Source organism: Marinomonas sp. UCMA 3892 (assembly GCF_012726345.1).
Classification (GTDB): domain Bacteria; phylum Pseudomonadota; class Gammaproteobacteria; order Pseudomonadales; family Marinomonadaceae; genus Marinomonas.
The window spans coordinates 101,855-125,746 of the sequence record NZ_PTXN01000009.1; the positions used below are offsets into that span (position 1 = coordinate 101,855).

The following is a 23,892-nucleotide window of genomic DNA, read 5'->3' on the forward strand; positions in this document are numbered from 1 at the left end:
TAGATGGCTATATTTGAGTATCAGAACTTACTTCGCGCGGTTCACAACCTTACGAACTGTGTTCTCTAATAAACCTTCCATACCAAACTCGACGCCTAATCCAGAAGACTTATTACCACCAAACGGAACATGAGGGAGTACCTCGGCATGGTTATTCACCCACACGGTTCCTGAATCCAGTTGTTCAACAACCCAATCCAGTTCAGCACATGGTTCGCCCCACACTGAGCCACCTAGCGCAAAGTCTTCATGAATGGCTTTTGACATAACCTCGTGGAGATTATCGTAAGGAATCACTGGCAACACTGGACCGAATTGTTCATGACAAACAACGTCGATACTGTGCTGAGGATTTTTGATAATAGTCGGAGCGATAAAATAACCGTCCAAACCCGCTGGTAGCTCGGCCGCAATCACTTCCGCGCCAGACTCGCGGGCATCCGCAATCATAGCTTTCACTTTTTCATACTGATTAACGTTTTGCACTGGACCGAAAGTCACGCCGTCATTCAGGCCATTACCCACCACTTGCGCGGCGGCTATTTTCACTAGCGCATCACATAACGCATCGTATTTAGAACGATGGACATAGAGACGTTTCAAACAAGCGCAGGTTTGACCCATATTGATAAAAGATGTCATGAAAACCTTTTCTGCAATCTTCTCAATATTGGCATTTTCTAAAACGATACCGGCGTCATTACCCCCTAGCTCCAAGGTGACTTTTTTAAGATCACCAGCCACCAAAGAAGCAATACGCTTGCCTACAGCGGTTGATCCCGTAAAGACAATTTTTTTCACATCTGGGTGTGAAACCAAAGGCTCACCGACTTCTTTTTCACCAATCACCGCCTGCACCAAATTTGGCACGGTATGCTCGTTAATAATCTCCACTAAACGAAGTGTATTAACGGGCGTGAAAGAAGAGGGTTTAATCACCACGCTATTACCCGCACGAAGGGCTGGCATGATGTGCCAAATAGCGATCATTAAAGGCCAGTTCCAAGGTGTAATAGAAGCGACAACACCAACAGGTAAACGCTGTACTTCAACACGGCGCTCCGCGCTATCTTCCAGCACTTCAGGTTCCAGCTTTAGATCCGCATTGTAGTGCGTCCAAGCCACGGCTCCGCCCACTTCAAACTGAGCCAGAAACAGTGGTTTCCCTTGTTCCGATGTAATAATTTCGGCTAACTCAGGAGCGGCAGCCTCTATGGCATTGGCGACTTTATGCAAGGCCGCAGTACGCTCTTCGTGCGATTTTGCACTCCATTGTTTAAAAGCGGCTTTCGCCTTTTCAACGGCACTATTTACATCGTCTAGAGTGGAAGTCGATATCGACTTATAAGTCTGCTTTGTCGCGGGATTAATAATGTCTAAAGCCATGTTTTCACCATTCTTTTTTATTTTTCGCAATACAATAGGTTGAGTAGATAACTACTTAGTTTCAGCGGCTAATTTTTTGGCGTTTGCTAAATCAAGACTGATCAACTTTTGTGCATTTTTTTCGTTTGTCCAATACACACTAGCACCCGTATTTTCTTGCAGTTTCAACACATCAGGTGACTGCAAAGCCTTCTCTGAAATAGCGGCAATTTTGTCGATAATGGGTTGTGGCGTGCCTTTTTTCACAAACAAACCATTCCACAGGGTCTGAGAAATTCCCGTTTCTTCGTTTAGCGTTGGAACGTCAGGCAGAATGGACAAGCGTTGGAAGGTAAAAGAGGTTAAAACTTTCACGTCTTTTGAATCCAAACAAGGAAGGATCTGCTGAGTCGTTGTATTGATAACCTGTGCATCCCCGTTCGCTAAAACAGAACAATCCAATGCGTCAAACGCAGAGTCAGAGGCAAATTTAAAGCCTAATTTTTTCGCTGCTTGGAAAGTAATTGCGGTTGGCGTCGCTTCATAACCAAAGTGACCTAAAGACACATCATGAGTTTTAGCGTATTCCGCCAATTCAGGTAGAGTGTTATAGGGCGCATCGGATTTAACTGCCAACACAAATGGGTAATCTAGAAAAATACCAACCGGTACAAAAGCATCTTCAGCATAAGGCGCATTGCCGCCGACTACTTGGCTGGTTACCAGATCCACCACAAACGAACCAATAACACTGCCATCTGGACGAGATTGGGCAACCGTTGTTGCACCTAGCACACCGCCACCACCCGGTTTATTGACGACCGTCGCAGGCACACCGGTTTCTTTGGACATTTCTTCCGCGATAACACGCGTCAACACATCTTCCAAATCACCAGGCGGCCATGGAACGATAAATTTAACCGGACGATTTGGGTAATCGGCTGCAAAGCTCGCGGTGCTTGCCATTGAGGAGATAACGATAGTTGAAGCGGCTAGCGCTTTTAAAGCAAAAGAAAGTGGTTTTTTCATTTTGATTGTTCCTTTTTTTAATTATTGAAACCAAAACTACACTCTCCAACACACTCCTTCTATGTCCCTAAAGGGACATTTTTATCTCTATCACCTAGCAATTCAGCAGGTGCCTTAATGAAGCCTATCAACCTGCAAGCCCCCAATTTTTTTAACTTTCTAGAAAAGTCCTAAGTTTTGCCTGAAAAACACATTCATTAAAAATCAGCAAATACCAATACTGAAAAGACTTGATACAAAAAAAATAAGAGGTCAACACGAATGAAACGTCAAAATCCGTTATTAGAAGAGTTAAAAAAAGTCCTTCCTGAAATCGCTAACAACGCCGACAAAGCAGAAGAGCTTAGAAAAGTACCTAGCGAAAATATTGAGCTACTCAAAAAAATAGGCTTACACAAAGCCTTCCTACCTAAAGTCTATGGTGGATATGAAATCTCTTTACCTGAGTTCGGTGATTGTATTACGACACTCGCTGGAGCTTGCGCTAGTACGGCTTGGGCGTTTAGCTTACTTTGTACACACAGCCATCAAATTGCCTTGTTCCCAAAGCAGGCTCAGGAAGACGTTTGGAAAGAAGATCCAGACATGTTGGCCAGCAGTAGTATTGCCCCTTTCGGTAAATATCAGGAAACCGAGGGTGGTGTGATGTTTACAGGTGATATGCGCTGGAGCAGTGGCTGTGATCATGCCCAGTGGGCGCTTTGCGGTTTTCTAAGAGAAAATAAAGAAGGCACAAAAGACCACTGCTTTGCACTGATCCCTGCAACGGATTACACCATAGAGGACGACTGGCATGCTGCGGCAATGAAAGGCAGTGGCACAAAAACGCTGGTCATTCGTGACAAATTTGTACCAGAGCACAGAATCCAAAAAGCCAAAGATATGATGGAAGGAAAATCAGGCGGCTTTGGTTTATACCCAGACAGCAAAATCTTCTACGCGCCTTACCGCCCTTACTTTGCCTCTGGTTTTTCAGCAATCAGTTTAGGCATTGCAGAACGTATGCTAGAAGCCTTTAAAGAAGCCACTCAGGGTCGAATTCGTGCCTATACAGGTGCAAAAGTAGGAACTGCCACTCCTGCACTATTACGTATTGCCGAATCCACTCACCAAGTCATGGCGGCTCGAGCTTTCTTAGAAAAAACCTGGGATGAACACGCCGAATACGCTGAAGCCCATCAATATCCTGATCGAGCAAAACTGGCCGAGTGGCGCACCAACCAAGCTTATGTAGTAAAAATGTGTATTGACGCCGTTGACCGTTTATTCAGCAGCATGGGGGCAAGTCACTGGTATCTGGATAAAGAAGCACAGCGCTTATTCCGTGATAGTCACGTCACAGGCGCTCATGCCTACACGGATTACGATGTTTGTGCGCAAATCTTTGGACGCGAATTAATGGGATTAGAACCAGATCCATCTCTACTTTAATCTCACCTTAAAGGGGTCAGATCCCTTTAAAAACACTTTAAAAAATAAATACATAAGAATAAGAGAGAATATTATGAGCTTCGACCCTAAAGAATTCCGTCGCTGCCTAGGAAATTTTGCCACAGGCGTGACCGTCATTACCGCCAAGTCCTCTGATGGTACACAGGTGGGCGTAACCGCTAACAGCTTTAACTCCGTGTCTCTTGATCCACCACTGATACTTTGGAGCATTGTTAAAACATCCAGCAGTTATGCTGTATTTGAAAATTCGGACCATTTCGCTGTCAATATTTTAGCGGCAGATCAAATTGATCTATCCAATAACTTTGCCAAACCAAGTGACGATAAATTTGCCAATGTAGAAACACAGCCCGGTATTGGCGGTGCTCCACTGCTTCAAAATACGGCGGCCAATTTCCAGTGTGAAAAATACCAAGTTGTCGATGGGGGTGATCACTGGATCATGATTGGTAAAGTGGTTGCATTTGAAAGCCTAGGCCGCGCGCCATTACTTTATGTTCAGGGCAGCTATGCTGGCGCGATTCCTTTCACTGGTGCCAAAACACCCGCGAAAAACGTTGCCTCGGATAAAACATTAGCGCGTTTACACGACAGTGCTATATATCTAATCCATAAGGTTTTGCAAAAGGTTCAAGAGAACTATCTGCCAAAGCAGTCAGCAACTGGATTAAGCACAAGCGAAGCTCGAATGTTGCTTGTGTTGAGTGATACTACAGGAATCACCGTCGATGATTTAAGCAATTTGGTTACAATTCCGGCAGTGGATGTGGTTGATGGGGTTGAAAGTTTAAAAGGCTTTGGCTTGATTAACAGTGATCTCGCACTGACTGAAAAAGGTCACGATATAGCCGAAAGATTATGGGCTATTTCAGATAAGCAGCAAGCTGATATTTTTGCGGACTTTAAAGAGGATGAATTAGCCAATTTTAAAAAGCAGCTGCAACAATTACTGAAACAACTCAGTTAATTATCTACGATTAATCGACCTGTAAAAGCAAAGCATAAAAAAATCCCCTCGTGGGATTTTTTTATATATGTATAATAACTTCTTAATTAACAAGTTAAATTATTAGTTATACCAATGATCCCCTTTCCGTATTTCATTTTGATGGCGATGTGCAGTCCTATCGCCCTGAATGCCATTTTGCCGGCTTTACCGGATATCGCTAAACAACTAGGCATTGACTCATCAACGGTACAATTAAACTATTCTCTTTATTTAGCCGCGCTTGCCTTAGGCCAGTTTTCTGTAGGAGCCGTCATTGCCAGACTCGGAAACCGCTCTACCATTATATTAGGCATCTCTTTCTTTGTGCTTGGTGGATTAATCGCGTTGGCAACAGAGCAGTTATTTTTTATGCTGCTGGGTCGGGTACTGCAAGGTATTGGTGGCGCCTTTACCCTTTCAATGTCCAGAGCATTATTGGTCGCCAGTTCTGGCGGAAAGCGCGCGTCACAGCAAATGGGTTATCTGGTCATGGCCATCGCCTTATCACAAGGCATTGCTCCCTTAATTGGTGGCTCATTGAATACCCATATAGGTTGGCAAGCTATCTTTGCTCTTTCAGCCATTCAAGGGGCTATTTTACTGTTTTTTAGTCTAAAACTGATTCAACCAGCGGCGCAAAAACCACCTAAGTTACCATTAAAAATGTTGCTTAGTCATTATATGAGCCTCATTCGTCTGTCTTCTTTTAGACATTACGCCATGGCAAATACACTGATCGCTCTGTGTTTTTATCTGTTTATTAGTGCCTCTCCCTATCTAACCAAAGACCTGAGCGACAACAGGCTCGCTTATGGTTATTGGTTCATCTTGGTGTCTGGCGCCTTTATGCTGGGTGGATACCTAAGTACATTATTTAATAAGCGATTGGCGTTAGATAAATCCATCCAACTTGGAAATTACTTATGCATTCTTGGCGCCACGGCTTTATTGATACTGCAACTTAGCATGCCGATGAGTTTTGCCTCACTCTTTTTACCCATGTCTGTCATTACGCTGGGGCGCGGTATCAGCCAAGCAAGCTATCAAAGCGCTGCCATAGCAACGGCCGATAAATTATCAGGCATGGCCTCAGGATTACTCGGTTTTCTCCAATTAAGTTTTGGGGCAATTTTTTCTCAAGTTGTTCCCTTATTGATCGACCTGCATCCTCATGCCATTGGCTTTGCCATCTTGGGCTGTACCCTTTTAGCGACCATGGTCCATAGAAATATACGAACAATGAAATAACACACCTGTGCGCTAGCATTTATTTATGAAACGTATTTGATACTATCAAAATCATATTTTAGGAATTATCGAGATTACATGAAAAGATTAGAAGACTCCCTAACACTGCAATTGTTAAGAGCACGTGAATCATCCATGACTTTTTTTAGACCTGTACTGCAAAAGGCAGGTTTTACCGAACAACAATGGCGAGTCTTACGGGTTTTAAATGATCATGAAGAACTAGAGGCTAAACAACTGGCTCATCTATGCTGCATTCTTAGCCCAAGTTTGACGCGAATTATTACGCGCTTTGAAGAAGATGGCTTTATCATTCGCAAAAAATCACCAACGGATCAGCGTATCTCTTTGCTTTCTTTAACCCCTATGGCGATGAAAATTGTTAAAGAGTTCCGTCCAGAAGTGGATGCCGCTTACCAACGCATCATCGAAAAGCTAGGGGAAGACAAACTAAAAGAACTTAGCCGACTGTTGAGCGATATTATTGCTCTAGAAAGCTAAGCAATCCTGATAATAAGCAGTTCTCAGACAAGATTCTGCCTTTTTTGTTGTCTGGTTAAATGAGGAGACTCATTAAAATACTGCTTATAGGCTCGACTAAAATGTGAAGAGTGATTGAATCCCCACTTATAAGCGATGTCGGTGATACTCAAATTATCCAAATTCAATATATCTTCACGGCTTTTATGCAACCTTGATTGCCAAACATACCGGCTCATCGTCATACCATGAGCTGCGAACGCTCGAGATATTTGACGACAAGACACGGATAATTGTTTGCTTATCATTTCAGCATTCAAATCCGGTGAGGTTAAATGTTGTTCGATTAATGCTTTGCATTTGAAAAACAATAAATGTCGATTTTTCTGATTGAACTTCGCGCCATGTAATCCAGACAGTACTTGAATATGATGCATCACCTCTTCTGCTTTTAATTGAAAAGCATGATGGCTAACGGGGTTACTCTCTAATAATTTGAAAATTGCACTTGTTGACGAAGTACCACATTGCAAAGTGCGATCTACTTTAATAAGGCCATCGACAACCCCTAACTCCCGCTCCACAATAGATCGCGGCACATCCAAAACATACATTCCCATATTCTCGGGAAATCCATGTCCATAAGGTTTTGCAGTGTCATAAATGACCATATCTCCTGGCATATGACTCGCGCAATTTACACCTTAATATGAATAACCATTCCCCTTTGTCATTAGACAAACGAAGAAACCATCGCGGCTATCTTCATCAATATCAATACGGCTGCGTTGCACAGAGTGCCTATTCGCCTCAATATAATTCACATTAATGATATCACCGTGAGAATGTCGTAATTCCGCCTCCAGTGGTGAATCTGACGACACAGGACAATCAATATGAATCACATACTGGTTAACGGCTTTTTCCCAATAATGGTGTCGAGACATAAGATCTATATCTCGAGTAGATACTCGGACTTGTCCTGAAAATGACATAAATCCCTCAATGTAGTTTTTGTTTTTAAGGATGCATATCTAAAATGATGTCACTTGGATCATAACCCTAGCCAAATATTTAGTAAACATGTTAACTAAATTGACAGCTACGTGTCTTGGCAAAATGTCCTGCTGAGTCAAATCCCCCGTCTGATGAGATCAATTTTCTCTTTCAATAAAGCCCTATCCTCATCCATATCAACACCCAAACATAAGAATAAGAGCAAGAGGTTTACTCATGAAGTCCATTGATTTCATCGTCGTTGGCGGTGGCTCATCAGGTTGCACCGTAACACACAGGCTTGTAAAAGCAGGTTTTCAAGTAGTTTTGCTGGAAGATGGTCCAAAAGACGATTCTATATTCGTCCAAATGCCTGCCACTTTCATTCGTGTTATTGGGTCAAAGCGATCCGTGATATATGAAAGCGAACCCCAACCCGACGCTGGCGGCCGAAAAACCTATGTGCTACAAGGCCGCACACTCGGTGGAGGTAGCTCAATCAATGCCATGCTTTACATCCGTGGCCAGAAAGAAGATTACGATGAATGGGAGCGCAACGGCTGCGATGGCTGGGGTTGGGAAAATGTCCTAGCAAGCTTTAAACGCTCAGAAAACCATATGCGTCTAAGCGAGCCATTTCACGGCACGAATGGCCCTTTGCGTGTAAGCGACACTCGTTTTAGACACCCCCTCAGCCAAGCTTTTTTAAAAGCCGCACAACAAACGGGCATCCCTTATAACGATGATTTTAACGGTGAAAAACAAGATGGAATTGGCTTCTATCACACCACGACTTTTGATGGTCGTCGTGGTAGTACCGCTGCAACGTACCTCAACGAGGTAGAGAACGCGCCAAACCTAGAAATCCGCACAGGATGTTACGTTAACAAGATCATCTTTGATGCTAATAACAACGCGACAGGTATTGAGTTGCGTAATGAGTCCGGCAAAATAGAAATACTTTCGGTGAAGAAAGAAGTCATCCTAGCCGCTGGCGCGTTATCCACACCCAAAATATTAATGCTGTCGGGGGTTGGTCCAAAAGAGCAGTTATCTAAACACGGCATATCAACGCTTTACGACTCTCCAGAAGTGGGCGAAAACTATCAGGACCACCTAGAAGTCAGTATCTATGGTCGAGCGAAACATCCAATTAGCTTACTTGGCAGCGATAAAGGCCTCAAAGCACTGTCCTATGGTTTCCAGTGGACTTGTTTTAAAACAGGTTTATTGACTTCTAACGTTGTTGAGTCTGGTGGCTTTGTGGATACTAGCAACTGTGGCCGTCCTGATATTCAATTCCATGTACTGCCTACTTTGGTTGGTGACGTAGACCGCGAGCCCATTGAAGGTCACGGCATTTCCATCAACCCTTGTTTCTTACGTCCTAAATCCCGAGGTTTCGCCCGACTACGCAGTGCAAACCCAACAGATTCAATGATTTTCGAAAGTGGTGCGTTATCACATCGTGACGACGTTGATACGCTTATCCGTGGTGTTAAATTGGCCCGCAAGATTATACGGGCACCGGCCATGGCAGAACTGATCAGCGAAGAACTTCGTCCCTCCGCCAAAGAAGATATTTCAGATGCTGAAATCGAAGCCCACATTCGCAGCCATGCTAAAACCGTCTACCACCCTGTTGGCACTTGCCGCATGGGCTCTGATGAACAAGCTGTTGTCGACACTAAGCTCCGTGTTAATGGTGTCAAAGGAGTACGTATCTGCGATGCCTCTATTATGCCAACTATTATCTCGGGGAATACCAATGCTCCGACGATTATGATCGCAGAACGTTGCGCTGAATTTATCCTCAACGAAGAATAACGAACAAGAGCCATCATCATCAAAAACAGGCGGTTTTCACAGCCTGTTTTTATTTGTACGTCATGGTGAGTACTAGAGCTTATAAGTTGTTTGCCAACAAACGGTAACTGTCTAGACGATCGGCTTGACTATGGGTAACCGTTACTAAAGAGATTTCATCAACGTTGAATGACCTTGCAAGGTCATTCATTTCAACCCAACATTGTTCTGGTGTACCAATGGTATAGCTGGCTTCAATTCGATCAAACAAGGCTTGATGAGAGACAGGCATATCGCGATATCTATCACGAACTTGAGCTGGTGTTAAAAAGTCTTCCCGCTGACCTATTTGAGTGGCAAATTTACGATACACCGCCGTTCCCGCTCTGAGCTTGGCTTCCTCTCCTGTTTCTGCACAAATACAAGCAATAGCCAACATCCTTTGTAATGGACGTTCATGCCCAGCCTGTTGCCACGTTTTCTGATGCGCGTCAAAAATACGCGGATGACAATTTTCAGAATCAATAAATCGAGCCAAAGCCAAATGATAGCCCAGCTGTCCCGCCAACTCTGCACTGCCACCACTGGAACCAAGCATCCATAAATCGGGCACATCAACGACTTCTGGCATCACATGTATCGCGCCAAAAGGATGGTCTTCCTCAAAAGAGCCATGAATAAAACTTTCCAGCAATGCCGCTTGTTCTGCATAAAACTGACCACTCGACGCTTTATTTGGAAAGGCCAAAGCGGCGGATGTCATCGCCGAACCACCAGGTGCACGCCCAACCCCAAGGTCGATACGCCCGGGGAAAAGTGAGGCCAACATGGCAAAGCACTCAGCCACTTTTAACGGACTATAATTAGATAACATCACGCCGCCACTGCCGACTTTGATGCGTTTAGTAATACTGGCCAAATGAGCCACTAAGATCTCAGGACAAGGATTAGCAAAATGCACGCTATCATGATGTTCCGCAACCCAATAACGATGGTAATTCCATTCATCACAATACTTTGCTAACTCCACGGTTAATGAAGGAGCCGCTTTTTTATTATGGGAGCCATGTACTGGTGTTTGGTCCACAACGGACAATTTTATCTTCATAGATCGCTCTCATCATTAAAAAAATAATTAACATGTTAACTTATTTATTCTGATTGATGAAGTTTCACTAAGCCCCCATTTTTAGATGACATATCCCATTAGCTAATCCACGTACTCTTTACCTCATCAGTAAACGAACCAGCCAACTAATAAGAAAAAAGGATAATATGATGCAATATCACCTCAATGGTTTTAAGCCCGGTAACTATCAAGTTCCAGATTCCGTACGACTACCTGCTGCTCCACCAGCTATTGTTGACTTGCCCAAAAAAGTCGATGTGTTAATTGTGGGCTGTGGCCCTGCAGGACTAGCCTTAGCAAGGCAACTGTCGGAGTTTTCTGATATTACAACTTGCATCGTTGAACTTAAGTCCGGCCCCTTATTATTTGGTCAGGCAGATGGTATATCTTGTCGCACAATGGAAATCATGGAAGCATTTAATTGTAGCGAAATGCTTGTTAAGGAAACCTACCAGCTTAATAGAAATGCTTTCTGGGAGCCGGATGATAAGCAACCAGAGAACATAAAACGTACTCACAAAGTTCCTGACGCAAGAATTGGGCTCTCCGAATTTTCCCATGGGGTTGTAAATCAAGCTCGTCTGCAAGATTTATTACTTGAAGGCATGGAAAATTCAATCACGAAACTTGTTCCCCATTACAATCGTCGGCTACTTGAGCTGCATGTTGACCCTAATCTTACTCAAGATTTGAATGCCCACCCTATTACGGCAAAATTCGCACGCCACGACATGTCACAATCAAGCAATGTCGAGACTATCCAAGCGCGATATGTCGTAGGTTGTGATGGTGCTAGAAGTGCAGTCCGTAAAAATCTATCAATAATGCTAGAAGGTGACTCAGCCAACAAAGCATGGGGAGTCATGGATGTTTTATTAGTGACAGACTTTCCCGATATCAGAGTGAAGTGCTTTATCCAATCAAAAGAAAACGGCGCCGTAATGCTCGTTCCCCGTGAAGGTGGTTATCTAGTCAGACTATATGTAGAACTCGGCCTGCTGGAGAAAGATCAAAGAGCATCTCATCTTGACCTTACCATTGAAGATATTATTGAAAAAGCACAACTCATTATGACGCCTTATCAAATGGATGTTAAAGAGGTTGCTTGGTGGTCTATCTATGAGGTTGGTCAACGAGTAGCAGATCGCTTTGATGATACACCTGCTGATAATTCAGAAGGTTTGATTCCTCGTGCATTTGTTGCAGGTGACGCCTGCCATACACACAGTCCAAAAGGTGGATGGGGACTAAATACCTCACTACCAGATACTTTCAACTTGGGGTGGAAGCTAGCAGCTGTTTTATTGGGCAAAAGTCAGCCTAAATTGCTACAAACATACTCTTCGGAAAGACGAAAAGTGGCGCAACAACTCATTAATGCAGATAAACAAATGTCCAGTCTGGTGGCAACTCGACCTACTGCTAAGTCCGGTGCTATACAAGCCAAGACCAATACGGCTGATATTGAAGAATTCATTGCCAGACAAAACGGTTTTATTGCCGGAACCTCCATTCAATATGACGCTTCATTTATCTGTACAGGGCACACACATCAAGACTTGGCGACCGGATTTATCATAGGCCAACGCTTCCACTCAGCAACCGCCATTCGAGTTGCAGATGGTAGACGACAACATTTAGGACATCTGAATAAAGCAGATGGTCGCTGGCGTATTTTCATTTTTGGAAATCAACAAAATCCAATGGATACCACTTCAGATTCGTACAAGCTTATAGATTTTCTAGATCGCTCTGAATCTTCTCCTGTCCGAAAATACACCTCAAGCAGTAGCGACATTGACTCTGTCATTGATATCTATGCTGTCTTTCAGCAACAAGATTTATCCATAGAAAATATGCCTAATTTCTTATGGCCAGCAAAAGGAAAATACGGGCTAAGAGATTACGAAAAGGTGTTCCATACAGAAGAAGGTAACGATATATTTGAGCAACGTGGTATCAATCGCTCAAACGGCTGTATGGTTGTAGTACGTCCAGATCAGCATATTGCTAATATATTACCTCTCAATGCTTTTGATGAATTGAGTGATTTTTTTGATGGTTTCATGATTTCCTAAAATAAGAATAAATACTCTGAAGTGTCTCTTAAATGATGAATTAATAGAGACACTAACTTAAATCACAACATTGGGCAGTTTAAAGAGTATATGCATAACTCAAGAGATATCTGGCCGGATATATCCCAACAGATTGCTGGCTGCATAGACAAGCTTGGTAGCGGTGAATTTTACCCTAGATTTTTTCAGATGATGAAACACCTTGTTCACGTCGATCAATACATGGTGTTTGAGTTTTCCCCCAATGGCGATTATGCAACCTGCCGCCTAGCACACAATATAGAACACCCTGACCTGGGGGTAGAGCTGGCTTCACTGTATTTGGACGGTGCCTATTTAGATGACATTATGCTAAAAGAATTAAAAGAGTCACTTCTTTCCCAAATGGACGTGGCATCGTGTCGTCTACTCGAGAAAAGAAAGCTTCCTCCCGTTTATCGGCAGCGATTTTTTAATGTTCCTAACTTCGATACTAAGTTTTCATTTGTAGTGATGGACCGAAAAAGCCAACATATCTTTTACATCAACTTTTACAGCAAAATAGAACATAGCTTTGCAGAAGAACAACTTGACTCGCTGAAATCGATATCTTCCCTAATAGGTTCATTGTTGTTAAAACATTTTCGAGATGAACGCAAACAACGCGGAACGATTAAATCTCTACTGGCATCCGGCCTTTCTGAACGCGAATCTCAAATCTGCAATATGATACTTCAAGGCCATACAGCAAAATCAATCGGTAATCATCTTGAGTTGTCCGAATCAACAGTCATCACTTATAAAAAAAGAGCATTCAAAAAGCTAAGAATCAATCGCAAGTCTGAGTTAGTTCGGTTTATCTGATTAAGGACGAACAACCCTCCATTCCCGCAAAGTAGACACATCAATTGAATAGATTGCAACTGCATAGCCGCTGGCAGAGTAAAGCGCAAACTGAAAGACGCCTACCGATTGGCATACAGGTGGTTATACCCTCAAACATAACCTTCCTGCATGCCATTTAAACCTATTTTACGGGTTATAGTTCGTTCTGAACTTTATCTAGAATAGACCAAATTAAATCTAACCAATCCTCATGCTCAGGTTTCATCAAAGAGGAACGTAGACAAGTCGTATATTCACTATCAACTACCACGTCTGGATATGCTTTTTTTATCAAATAAGATGGAAAACTAAAGGTAGCCAAATACAAATGCTGTTCTTCTGCTGCATGAAATGTCGCTTCAGATAGCCTTGAGATTTCACTCGTACTCATCGCTTTTGGTGCCCACATCACAATATCCATATCTGGTACAAGTGGCGTAATGAAGCGATCATCCTGTGCTAAGCGAGAAAAAAGCGCTTCCGCCGCGCGACGACAGCTCGCTAAACCATTAGAAAATTCACCACCAACGTCCAACGGGAACATTTGCATAGTAGTCCACAATGCTACAGCCGAAGCTCCAGCACGAGAACATTCGAGACTGATTTCACCTAAATGAAGTTCGTCTGAACTAAAATAAGTATAAGGTGAATCGTGTTTATAAAAACGTCCCACCTCTGGGTCTTTGAATATGACACAACCACACCCATAAGGCTGTAAGCCATGTTTATGGGGATCAATGACGATGGAGTCAACGCGATGTGTTAACGCAAACGCATCACAAACGTTAGACGGCAAGGTATCGACCAACTTGTAATAACCGCCGTAAGCCGAATCGATATGTATTCTAAAGTCATACTTATCTTGCAATGCCAGTATTTCTGGTAGCGGATCAACCGAACCCACTGCCGTGGTACCTAGCGTCACTACAACAGTACCAATATCCCCCTGCTTTAGTTTTTCTTCTAGGGCCGCAACATCCATACGTGCGTTGTCATCTACCGCGACCGATTCGAAAGGAATTTGTAGCACACCACAAATACGGTTATGGGTGTAGTGCGCCTGTTGTGAAGCAACAATTTTCTTACCCGGATGCACCTGATTAGCAATCCATAAAGCCTCTAAATTCGCAAGTGTTCCACCACCTGTAAGGTGTCCTAAATGCTCTTGCCAACCGAACATTTTAGCAATTCCAGCAACCGCTTCTTTTTCCATGGCTGAACTGGCTTTACCTCCATCCAAAGCATGATTATTTGGATTGATCCACATGGCCATCATGTAAGCCATGCGCGCAACAGGATGAGGAGGCTTCAGCATTTGTCCTGCATAAAGTGGATGTGGATAAGGATAGTTATCCCACATTCTTTCTGCTGCTAATAACAAAACGTCTTCTGCACGTTGTTGATCGTATTCCGTCTGAAACTCAGGCAGATCTGTGTAGCCCTTGGCTAATTTATGCATCGCTTTTTCTAAAATTCCGATACTTTGCATTTCTATAGTCATGTTGTTTCCTATAATCTTGTTGCAATGCAGGTAGGCGTAGTCACTGTCATATCAAAAGGTCAGACACTCATACCTGATGAAGAAGAATAGTAAGAGTAAGACTGTGCAGGCCATCTGAGAAATGATTCATGCTCACAAGTTCTGTGCAGAAAATTCATATGCGCAGCCTTCTTAAAGTTTTTAGACATCAAGCTGTTGGTCAACCTTGCTATTGATAGTTTTTTTCATTCCAATAACTTGATTTCCGAGTTCAGGATTGCCGAGCTCAGATAAAGGCTTAGCGTAATGGAGAGGCAAGACCAATAATCCGCTCTGTATGAATGCAGATAGAATGACTGATTGAGAAATCAATAAGATAGAATTACGTTATGCCTCTAGGTGAGTAAATAGAACGACATATTTGATCAGCGATAATTTCCCGAAGCCATCTATGAGCGCTGTCATGTTGATGGATACTGTGCCAGAGCACGTAATAATTATGTTCAGGGATATTATCCATTGGCAAACTTACATGAGTTAAATCATAGATTTCACTTGCTTTTAACGCTATGTGCTTAGGTGCGACCAACAACATATCCGTACTCGCGATCACCTTAAAAGCGGACGTATAAAAAGGCACCTCAAACGCAATGCGCCTTTGTTTATGCAAGCGACTTAGCTCTATATCAAAGAAACTATCCTTATCGCCACCAATGGTAATACTAACAAACGGATACGCTAGCAGCTGCTCTAGACTGAGATCACTTTTTTGTAATAAAGGATGGTCTTTGTGCAGCAACAAAGCAGGTTCATCACGGCCTAAATGAATACCATAAAGATTATCTGGAACTTGATTAATCATGGTAGCGACAAAATCAATTGGTTTTGAACCCAAGCTATCTAACCAATCTGATTGCCAAGTTTTATAAATTAAATCTATTTGATTGGGTTGTTGGTGCAGAGAAGACAAAATATCAGGAAAAATAAAGTTGGCGACATAATCGGTACAGGCAAACGTAAAACGTCGCTGGCACAAAGAAGGGTCAAAAGCCTCCTGTTGACGCAAGTTATCAATCTGATTAAGCAAATCCTGCAATCTGGGCTTTAGCTGTTGGGCCATCGCCGTCAGTAAATAATCATTACCTTCTCTTACCAGAAGTTGGTCGCCAAAATACTCCCTCAACTGTGCCAACTGTCGGCTAATAGCAGATTGTGTCAAGTGCAAGATTTTTGCGGCACCTGTCACATTACGCTGCTCAAGCAGTACCGCTAAAGCTCGCAACAGGTTGAGGTTTAAGCGCTCCATAAAACTCTCTTTCTGAAAAAGAAATAAGGTTGAACAATATCACTTTGCCTGTAGCGAAACCACTGGATACCAAAACACATTAAAAACGCCTTTTACACTGATAGAAAGTACCCTGCGCTTCAATTCGGGTTAAACCCAATTTTAGCTTTTATTGTCTTCTTGTTGCTTCCTACTCTTAACTGAGGATCTAATTCCTAGCCAGTAAATTGAAAAAACTGACATAAGCAACAAGACAGCAGCAATCGGATGATTAATGAAATTCGTGATATCCCCATGAAGAATAGTCGCAGTTTGGCCTAAGGCAAGCTCAAACCGTGGACCAAGGAATCAAGCTGGCGCCCCCCACCGCGGAGTTCGCCGATTTACAATAACATTCCACCCAGTGTCTTCTTCCACTTGAGTCGCAATCGCACGGGCCAAGGTGTCGGTGCTACCGTCAGCACCAAAGCCAACTTCTAATGTGATTGAGCCATTCGGCTGCCAATCAGCTAAAGCGAATGCTGGCATCGTCATTACAGCAGCACACGTCGCCACTTTCAGGATATTGGTGAGCTTCATCTTTCTTACCTCTTTTAGGTTTTTATATGGATAGAAACAAGGCTTAACTGGTTTTGCTTAACATGCACTCGGTCATATTTCAGGCAGGGCTTCAGAGCATCTTGCTAGTCCGTAGATATCCATGAGCCGACGCCCTATATTGAGATCATTACAAACATTCACATTGGCGCTCGTTCGAATTTCGTTATTCACTTAGAACCTCCAAGGGATTATTTTTATAATGAAATATAAGGAAGAACCTAAAGAGTAAAACTCTGCTTACTCGCTGAGAAATGAGTCGTACTCATAAGCTCTGTGCGGGAAATTCATAAGCAACCAACAGCGGCATGAGTTAACCGCGACAAGCTTGAGCCAGACTAGAAGGAACGAATAAAATGGAAGACATAACTTAAAGGCGTATTCAAAGAACGATCTTTTTATCAAATAAAATTAGTTAACATGTTAACCTATTTACTTTGATCGATGAAGATTTGATAATAGCTAGGTATTAGTACAAGAATAACTTACTTTGAGACCGTTTCACGATATGGTGAACTAGGCTAAGACGAATGCCTTGGTGCTACATTGTTGTGTAACGATCTCACTTTATTTAATTACCCAATATATAGGTGATACTCATGTTAAAGGATATGTCCCTTCTTAAGTCTCGTTGTTTAATCAATGGTGAGTGGGTTGAAGCAAAAGCCAAAACCACCCACCCTGTTACCAACCCAGCGACGGGGAAAACCATTGTCGAGATTCCTCACCTTTCTCCTGAAGAAATCCCTGCGGTAATCGAAGCCTCTAAAATCGCCCAAAAGAAATGGGCCGCTTTACCTGCCAAAGAACGTTCGGCTATTTTGCGCCGTTGGTTTACCTTAATCATTGAAAACACCGATGACCTAGCGTTACTCATGACCACTGAACAAGGCAAACCGCTGGCGGAAGCCAAAGGTGAAATTGCTTATGCCGCATCTTTTATTGAATGGTTCGCAGAAGAAGCCAAACGCATTTATGGCGACACCATTCCCGCACCACGAGCAGACCAACGACTGACGGTTATTCGTCAACCTATTGGCGTGACCGCCGCCATTACACCGTGGAACTTTCCGGCGGCCATGATCACACGCAAAGCGGCTCCTGCGTTGGCTGCTGGTTGTTCGATGATTGTTCGCCCTGCCGATTTAACCCCACTTACCGCGTTAGCATTGGCAGAATTGGCACAACGTGCAGGTATCCCAGCGGGTGTATTCCAAGTAGTCACAGGCTCAGCAAGCAAAATTGGTAAGGTACTCACTGACAGCCATGTGGTTAGCAAACTGTCTTTTACCGGCTCGACCGAAGTTGGTCGCTTACTGATGGCTCAATGCGCAGACACCATCAAAAAAGTGTCCCTTGAATTAGGTGGCAACGCGCCCTTCATCGTTTTTGACGATGCCGACTTGGATAAAGCGGTTGAAGGCGCCATGGCCTCTAAATACCGTAATGCCGGTCAGACTTGTGTATGTGCAAACCGAATTCTGGTTCAGCGAGGTATTTACGATGCCTTTGCCGCCAAACTAACGGAAAAGGTCAAAGCCCTAAAAGTGGGTAATGGCACAGAAGCAGGCATAGACATTGGTCCAATGATCGAAGAAAAAGCCATTCTGAAAGTGGAAGAACACATCAAAGACGCTGTCAGCAAAGGCGCGACTTTGGTTCATGGTGGCAAGCGTTTAGGTGGTTTATTTATTGAGCCCGCTGTATTAACGGGTGTAACTGCAGATATGAATGTTGCTCAAGAAGAGACCTTTGGCCCCCTTGCTCCGCTTTTCCCATTTGATACAGAAGAAGAAGCCATTGCGATGGCCAACGACACTATCTTTGGCTTAGCCGCTTACTTCTTTACCCGTGACCATGCTCGCATGATTCGCGTATCTGAAGCGCTAGAGTACGGCATGGTTGGTCATAACACAGGTTTGATCTCCAATGAAGTCGCGCCTTTCGGTGGGGTTAAACAATCCGGTCTTGGTCGTGAAGGCTCTAAGTACGGCATCGAAGATTATCTAGAATTGAAGTACATCTGTAGCTCCATTGCTTAGCATTTAGACCTATACTCTAGATAAAGCTAAGCAAAATGACGGATAGTGGCCAGACACCTAGCCACTATCCACATTACCAACAAGACGAAAGGTTTGTACTACCAAAGGTGTAACGACGCTCCAACACATAAAATTGAGTATCCGTTTTTAGCAAAATACTTTAACCCGCTTTTTATAGGTACGTGCCTTGCATTAACCGATTAAGAAGTTCAAATAAAAATTATTCAGGGTAAAAAATATGCTCCAAAATAGTGCTTTTGAAATTCAACCTCAATCCCCTCTTTCTTTTAAAGAGACGATTGATATTGAAGAACATGCAGGAAACATGTCGGGATGGAAGGTTCGATATGACCAAATATCCGCAGGTCAATTTGCAGGAAGCATTACTGAACTCAACTTAACTGGCATGCAGTTAATTCGGGACAAGTCTAATCAGGCCATTATCAAAAGTGGTGAATCAATACCTGACACCATTATGTTTACTTTGCCTTTAGCCCCCGCCGCTGAGAACCTCTATTGCGAAGGTCATATTTTCACGCCTTCAAATTTACTGGTTTCTAACTGGCGAAATCTACCTGAACTTAAAACCCCAGCAAACCTAGACGTCATCTGCATTAACGCTTCGCAAGACCTTTTGCAAAATGCCCTTGATCGACAAAATATCATTCTTGATCTATCGGATAGCGCCCATTGTTATCAGCTCGATAAAATAGGCAATCAGGATGAACTACTGACCTTATTAAAAACGGTCATGACCCCAAATAACCTTCAACCTCTGTTAGAACATGAGGCGATTCGAAAAGGCATTCGAGACACTTTATTGCAAAACTTGCTTGAGCTGATTAATGAAGAAGAAGTCCAATATTTAACGTCTTTAGCGCGCAAGCGTATCGTCGATAAAGCAAGAGACTATGTATTAGCCAACATTAACGATAACCCTTCTATCGTTGATTTGTGTAATGCAGTGGGAGCAAGTCGTAGAAAGCTTCAATATTGTTTTCAGGAAACATTGGGCATCAACCCTGTCACTTACCTTAGAACCATTCGTCTAAATTCCGCACATCGGGAATTATTAATGCAAGATGGCACTAAACAAGTGCAGAACATAGCGGCAAAATGGGGATTTTTACACCTAAGCCGCTTTGCAAACGACTATAAGCAACTCTTTGGCGAGCTGCCCTCCGACACAATTAAAAGAAAACAATAGAATGTTTGCCAATTTCGGATAACACCTTTTTTGCCCCCTTATGTAATGTGAAAAGACAAAATAATTACATATAGGGAACAAAAAATGAAAACACTAAAAAGCAAAATACTACTAACTGCTGTGGGAAGCGCCACCTTATTAGGTTTCCCCGGCTGGGCATTAGCAACCGAAAACGGTGCTCCAACAACCGCAATGGGCGTATATGACTTTGGCGCAGGCTTCATGCCACCAGCAACAGATATTGGTGCCTTTGGTTTACGTACCGCCTACTACAGCTCTAATTCAAACAGAAATGCGACTGGCAATGATAATGGTACTGACTTTTCACTCGACGTACTAAGCCTTGGTTTAGCTTATGTGAAAATGACCAACCATGAAATTTTTGGCGCTAAATATGGCTTCAGTACGGTTGTACCGTTCTTTAGTATGGACGCATCACTAAAAATCCCCATTGCTTCAATTGATCGCAGCGCATCCGTTACAAGACAAGCCGATTTGCAGATCACGCCATTGATATTACAGTGGACCTTGTCTCCAAACTTGGCCATGAATGCCCAATTTCAAATTCAAGCACCTACAGGAGACTACGACAAGAACCGCCTTGTTTCCCCAGGTCTGAACCATTGGGCTTTCTCTCCGATTTATAATGTTAGCTATATTTCCAATACAGGTTTTGAAGTCTCTTCCAGCTTTGAGTTAGACATTAATACCAAAAACTCAGACACAGACTATAAAAACGGTATCGAATATCGTCATGAATTTGCCGTTGGGCAACACGTCAATGAGTGGACCCTAGGCTTAGGTGGCTATTACTACCGTCAGCTAACTGATGACAAAACTTATTCAGGCTATTCAGGCCAACCTATCACCGATGGCAATCGTGCGGAAACCTTAGCCGCAGGACCAGCATTAACCTACTTTAAACCGGGATTACCCATGGTTTCTTTCCATGCCTACAAAGAGTTTAGAACGTATAACCGATCTCAAGGTTACAACCTAGCTTTAAGAATTTCTCAATCATTCTAAAAGGTAATCTCCTATGTCGAATAATAATGCACTCTCTAGACAAGCATCAGGTAACAAGGAAGGTATCGTATTAGTACTTGGAAGTAGCTTAACTATCATGGGGTCCGTCATGGTGGCACCGATGATTCCTAAAATTGGCGCAGAATTTGGACCAATAACGCCAGATGCAGCAACGCTCGTGCCGCTAGCAATAGCTGGCCCCGCTTTGGCCATAGCTCTTTTTGCTCCCTTAGCTGGCTTATTGGCCGATAAAGCAGGACGTAAGAAATTACTTATTATTGCTACTTTTTTATATGCCCTGTTTGGCTTTGTTCCTGCTCTATTAGGTGATCTGCATAGTATTGTCATCTCCCGACTTCTTTTCGGTTGCGCTGAAGCCGCCATAATGACCTGCTGTACGACATTAATCGCCGACTATTGGCATGGCGATCAAAGGATGAAATTTATCAACCTTCAGGTCGTCGCCATTGGATTGATTGGTTCTATCTTCTTTGTCATTGGCGGAATGCTCGGTGAGTCTTCTTGGCGAATTCCATTCTACTTGTATTTACTGCCTTTATTGCTGATCCCTTTCATGGTCAAAGTGCTATGGGAACCAAGTAAAGAGTCAAAATCACCAGAAGCGGAAGTCGTTGCACAAGCGCCAGCCTCAGCAGAAAAAACCGCTATGTTTCCGCTTATCATCAGTTATCTAATGATCCTATTTGGTATGGTGCTGAACTTTGTGGTTCCTATTCAAACGCCAACTTTACTGGTTCAAATGGGAGTGACATCCACCACAGAAATTGGCATGTCCGCAGGACTAAGCTTACTGGCGACCTTAATAGGTTCCATTCTTTGGCCGGTATTACGTCGTTTATTCGGACTAAATCTTTGTAATGCCATACTGTTTACTTTGGTTGGTACCGGATTATGGCTATTGTCTAATGCAGCGACTTATCAGCAAGTGCTTTTTGCAGTCACGATTCAAGGCATTGGTGCCGGTCTCATGGTACCAAATATCATGGCGGCAACAATGAATATCCTTCCAGCAAAAGTACGTGGACGTGGCTTGGGTATTTTTACATCCAGCTTGTATCTTGGTCAGTTTGTCAGCCCAATTATCGTGAGCATTATTTTAACTACAGGCTCAGACCTTCGCGGCACTATTTATAACCTTGCTATTGCAGGCCTTGTTGTTGCTGTTCTTTGGGTGATATCCAGTCTTTTTCTTAGCAATAAAAGCACCAGCCCAGAATCGAAACACTCTTTATCCTAGAAACACTCTTTATCCTAGATAAAACCTTAACCGGGCAACGCAATGTTGCCCCTTTTAAAGTGGATATTTTTTTATGAAAGACATACATAACTTAGTCGACTCGCATGATGGAATAGATCTTGCCGAATTCGTTAAAAAAGGTGAGATCAAAAGCGAGGAATTACTAGAGTGCTGCATAGAACGCGCTGAAAAAGTGAATCCGGAAATCAATGCGATTGCGGAAACGCTTTATGACTCTGCACGCAAGGCAACACCACATGAAGGTTTATTTTCTGGCGTTCCAACCTTTGTAAAAGACTTATTTGCTCCTGTAGCAGAAGCCCGCATGACCAATGGTTCAAACGCACTGGGCGAAGCCCGCCCAGGAATGGACGATAATCTTGTCAGCCGTTTACGCAAAACAGGCTGTACCTTTATTGGTACCAGTACCTCACCTGAATTTGGCGCATCCTACACCACAGAATCCACTCGCTTTGGACCAACCCGTAATCCATGGAACACAAAACATAGTAGTGGTGGTTCTAGCGGTGGCTCTGCCGCATTGGTCGCTGCACGCGTTGTGCCCTTTGCTCATGCCAATGATGGAGGCGGTTCCATTCGAGTTCCTGCTTCATGTTGCGGTCTATTTGGTATGAAGCCAACTCGTGGCCGTATGCCAAGTGGCCCATTAACGGGTGAAGGTTGGGGAGGCTTCGGCACAGCTCATGCCATTTCTCTTTCGGTACGTGACAGCGCCGCTCTAATGGATCTCACTGCGGGAATGGATCTTGGGGCGCCCTATGCCTCACCTAGTCAATCCATGTCATTTCTTGATGCAACCAAAACACCAGTACGCCCATTGCGTATCGCACTGGTAGAAAGTATGGATCCTTGGCCTAGTTCACCAGAATCTTTAGCCGCAGTAAGGCATGCCGCAAAATTGTGTGAAAGCTTAGGACACGAGGTAACTCAAGCCGAATTACCTGTCGATTTATACCAGTTCTTTGACCAGTGCTTCGACATCATTGGCACCAACACAAGAAACTATGTTGAACTCTTAGGACAAATGCGCGGTAAAGACGTTTCTCTAGATGAATTGCAGGTTCATACCCGCATTATGCTCCGAGAAAAAGGCAACATTGGTGCGGTTCAATATGTAAGAGCCATTGAATCCATGCATGCACTAGGTCGCCGCTTTGCTAATCTGATGACGGAATATGATGTGATTCTGACGCCAACACTGGCCAAACCACCCGTCTTGATTGGTACTTTGGATGTGATCGATGAAAACAAGTCTGCCGATGACCTTATTCAGCATTACCACAGTTACTCCCCCTACACCTGTCTCTTCAATGCCACAGGGCAACCCGCCATGTCAGTGCCACTGTACTGGACAGAACAAGGTTTACCCATTGGCGCACATTTTTCTGGCCGCTTTGGTGACGAAGAAACCCTTTTCTCACTTGCTGCCCAACTCGAACTAGCACAACCTTGGTTCAATAACAGACCAAAAGTAAACGCTTGCCTATGACCTTTTTTTGATTTTAACTCACTGCCCTTTAAACCCCGAACGATTCATTCGG

General features: G+C 43.4%; 20 protein-coding genes. 12 read left to right on the top strand and 8 right to left on the bottom strand.

The window, feature by feature from the left end; all coding sequences use genetic code 11:
- Nucleotides 1-27: 27 nt before the first annotated feature.
- The gene (locus B6N13_RS14010; RefSeq protein ID WP_169459708.1) at nucleotides 28-1,386 is read right to left on the bottom strand and encodes an aldehyde dehydrogenase family protein; all 1,359 of its coding nucleotides are present in this window, start codon (nucleotides 1,384-1,386) and stop codon (nucleotides 28-30) included.
- Nucleotides 1,387-1,437: 51 nt separating this feature from the next.
- Nucleotides 1,438-2,394: a tripartite tricarboxylate transporter substrate binding protein gene (locus tag B6N13_RS14015; RefSeq protein WP_012070866.1), complete on the bottom strand. Its 957-nt coding sequence runs from the start codon at nucleotides 2,392-2,394 to the stop codon at nucleotides 1,438-1,440.
- A 261-nt stretch (nucleotides 2,395-2,655) separates the two neighbouring features.
- On the opposite strand from B6N13_RS14015, the gene B6N13_RS14020 reads away from it, so the two are divergent.
- The 4 genes from B6N13_RS14020 to hpaR all read left to right on the top strand — a co-directional run bounded on the left by B6N13_RS14020 (nucleotide 2,656) and on the right by hpaR (nucleotide 6,583).
- The gene (locus tag B6N13_RS14020) at nucleotides 2,656-3,825 is read left to right on the top strand and encodes a p-hydroxyphenylacetate 3-hydroxylase oxygenase component (RefSeq protein ID WP_169459709.1); all 1,170 of its coding nucleotides are present in this window, start codon (nucleotides 2,656-2,658) and stop codon (nucleotides 3,823-3,825) included.
- A gap of 73 nt (nucleotides 3,826-3,898) precedes the next feature.
- Nucleotides 3,899-4,813 carry a p-hydroxyphenylacetate 3-hydroxylase reductase component gene (locus B6N13_RS14025; RefSeq protein WP_169459710.1) on the top strand — a complete coding sequence of 305 codons (915 nt, stop codon included), beginning with the start codon at nucleotides 3,899-3,901 and terminating at the stop codon, nucleotides 4,811-4,813.
- A gap of 114 nt (nucleotides 4,814-4,927) precedes the next feature.
- Nucleotides 4,928-6,082: an MFS transporter gene (locus tag B6N13_RS14030; RefSeq protein ID WP_169459711.1), complete on the top strand. Its 1,155-nt coding sequence runs from the start codon at nucleotides 4,928-4,930 to the stop codon at nucleotides 6,080-6,082.
- A 78-nt stretch (nucleotides 6,083-6,160) separates the two neighbouring features.
- Complete coding sequence (hpaR, locus tag B6N13_RS14035; RefSeq protein WP_169459712.1) at nucleotides 6,161-6,583, top strand: homoprotocatechuate degradation operon regulator HpaR; 423 nt, start codon at nucleotides 6,161-6,163, stop codon at nucleotides 6,581-6,583.
- Nucleotides 6,584-6,606: 23 nt separating this feature from the next.
- Here hpaR and B6N13_RS14040 read toward each other — a convergent pair whose 3' ends face one another.
- Nucleotides 6,607-7,245, bottom strand: coding sequence for a helix-turn-helix domain-containing protein (locus B6N13_RS14040; protein WP_169459713.1), 639 nt, complete (start codon nucleotides 7,243-7,245; stop codon nucleotides 6,607-6,609).
- 21 nt (nucleotides 7,246-7,266) lie between these two features.
- Nucleotides 7,267-7,557 carry a hypothetical protein gene (locus B6N13_RS14045; RefSeq protein ID WP_169459714.1) on the bottom strand — a complete coding sequence of 97 codons (291 nt, stop codon included), beginning with the start codon at nucleotides 7,555-7,557 and terminating at the stop codon, nucleotides 7,267-7,269.
- Nucleotides 7,558-7,795: 238 nt separating this feature from the next.
- Here B6N13_RS14045 and B6N13_RS14050 point away from each other — a divergent pair, with 238 nt between their 5' ends.
- Nucleotides 7,796-9,385: a GMC family oxidoreductase N-terminal domain-containing protein gene (locus B6N13_RS14050; RefSeq protein WP_169459715.1), complete on the top strand. Its 1,590-nt coding sequence runs from the start codon at nucleotides 7,796-7,798 to the stop codon at nucleotides 9,383-9,385.
- 79 nt (nucleotides 9,386-9,464) lie between these two features.
- On the opposite strand, the gene B6N13_RS14055 is transcribed toward B6N13_RS14050, so the two are convergent.
- Nucleotides 9,465-10,472: an MsnO8 family LLM class oxidoreductase gene (locus B6N13_RS14055; protein ID WP_169459716.1), complete on the bottom strand. Its 1,008-nt coding sequence runs from the start codon at nucleotides 10,470-10,472 to the stop codon at nucleotides 9,465-9,467.
- A gap of 170 nt (nucleotides 10,473-10,642) precedes the next feature.
- On the opposite strand from B6N13_RS14055, the gene B6N13_RS14060 reads away from it, so the two are divergent.
- Nucleotides 10,643-12,571, top strand: a complete 1,929-nt coding sequence (locus B6N13_RS14060; RefSeq protein ID WP_169459717.1) for an FAD-dependent monooxygenase — start codon at nucleotides 10,643-10,645, stop codon at nucleotides 12,569-12,571.
- A 90-nt stretch (nucleotides 12,572-12,661) separates the two neighbouring features.
- Nucleotides 12,662-13,414, top strand: coding sequence for a helix-turn-helix transcriptional regulator (locus tag B6N13_RS14065; RefSeq protein WP_072838342.1), 753 nt, complete (start codon nucleotides 12,662-12,664; stop codon nucleotides 13,412-13,414).
- A gap of 175 nt (nucleotides 13,415-13,589) precedes the next feature.
- On the opposite strand, the gene B6N13_RS14070 is transcribed toward B6N13_RS14065, so the two are convergent.
- The 3 genes from B6N13_RS14070 to B6N13_RS14080 all read right to left on the bottom strand — a co-directional run bounded on the left by B6N13_RS14070 (nucleotide 13,590) and on the right by B6N13_RS14080 (nucleotide 16,779).
- Nucleotides 13,590-14,936 carry an aminotransferase class I/II-fold pyridoxal phosphate-dependent enzyme gene (locus B6N13_RS14070; RefSeq protein WP_169459718.1) on the bottom strand — a complete coding sequence of 449 codons (1,347 nt, stop codon included), beginning with the start codon at nucleotides 14,934-14,936 and terminating at the stop codon, nucleotides 13,590-13,592.
- A gap of 361 nt (nucleotides 14,937-15,297) precedes the next feature.
- Nucleotides 15,298-16,221, bottom strand: coding sequence for a LysR family transcriptional regulator (locus B6N13_RS14075; RefSeq protein ID WP_072838344.1), 924 nt, complete (start codon nucleotides 16,219-16,221; stop codon nucleotides 15,298-15,300).
- 327 nt (nucleotides 16,222-16,548) lie between these two features.
- Nucleotides 16,549-16,779 carry a hypothetical protein gene (locus B6N13_RS14080; RefSeq protein ID WP_169459719.1) on the bottom strand — a complete coding sequence of 77 codons (231 nt, stop codon included), beginning with the start codon at nucleotides 16,777-16,779 and terminating at the stop codon, nucleotides 16,549-16,551.
- A gap of 617 nt (nucleotides 16,780-17,396) precedes the next feature.
- Between B6N13_RS14080 and B6N13_RS14085 the strand changes: the two genes are divergently transcribed.
- The 5 genes from B6N13_RS14085 (at nucleotide 17,397) to B6N13_RS14105 (ending at nucleotide 23,840) form a co-directional block, all read left to right on the top strand.
- Complete coding sequence (locus B6N13_RS14085; RefSeq protein WP_211172874.1) at nucleotides 17,397-18,839, top strand: NAD-dependent succinate-semialdehyde dehydrogenase; 1,443 nt, start codon at nucleotides 17,397-17,399, stop codon at nucleotides 18,837-18,839.
- Between the two features lie 238 nt (nucleotides 18,840-19,077).
- Nucleotides 19,078-20,046: a helix-turn-helix domain-containing protein gene (locus tag B6N13_RS14090; protein ID WP_012070873.1), complete on the top strand. Its 969-nt coding sequence runs from the start codon at nucleotides 19,078-19,080 to the stop codon at nucleotides 20,044-20,046.
- 84 nt (nucleotides 20,047-20,130) lie between these two features.
- Nucleotides 20,131-21,072 (top strand): transporter, encoded by a 942-nt coding sequence (locus B6N13_RS14095; protein WP_169459720.1) that lies wholly within the window; start codon nucleotides 20,131-20,133, stop codon nucleotides 21,070-21,072.
- A 13-nt stretch (nucleotides 21,073-21,085) separates the two neighbouring features.
- On the top strand, nucleotides 21,086-22,330 hold the full coding sequence (locus tag B6N13_RS14100; RefSeq protein WP_169459721.1) for an MFS transporter: 1,245 nt from the start codon (nucleotides 21,086-21,088) through the stop codon (nucleotides 22,328-22,330).
- A gap of 73 nt (nucleotides 22,331-22,403) precedes the next feature.
- Nucleotides 22,404-23,840 (top strand): amidase family protein, encoded by a 1,437-nt coding sequence (locus B6N13_RS14105; RefSeq protein WP_169459722.1) that lies wholly within the window; start codon nucleotides 22,404-22,406, stop codon nucleotides 23,838-23,840.
- The last annotated feature ends 52 nt before the right edge of the window (nucleotides 23,841-23,892 follow it).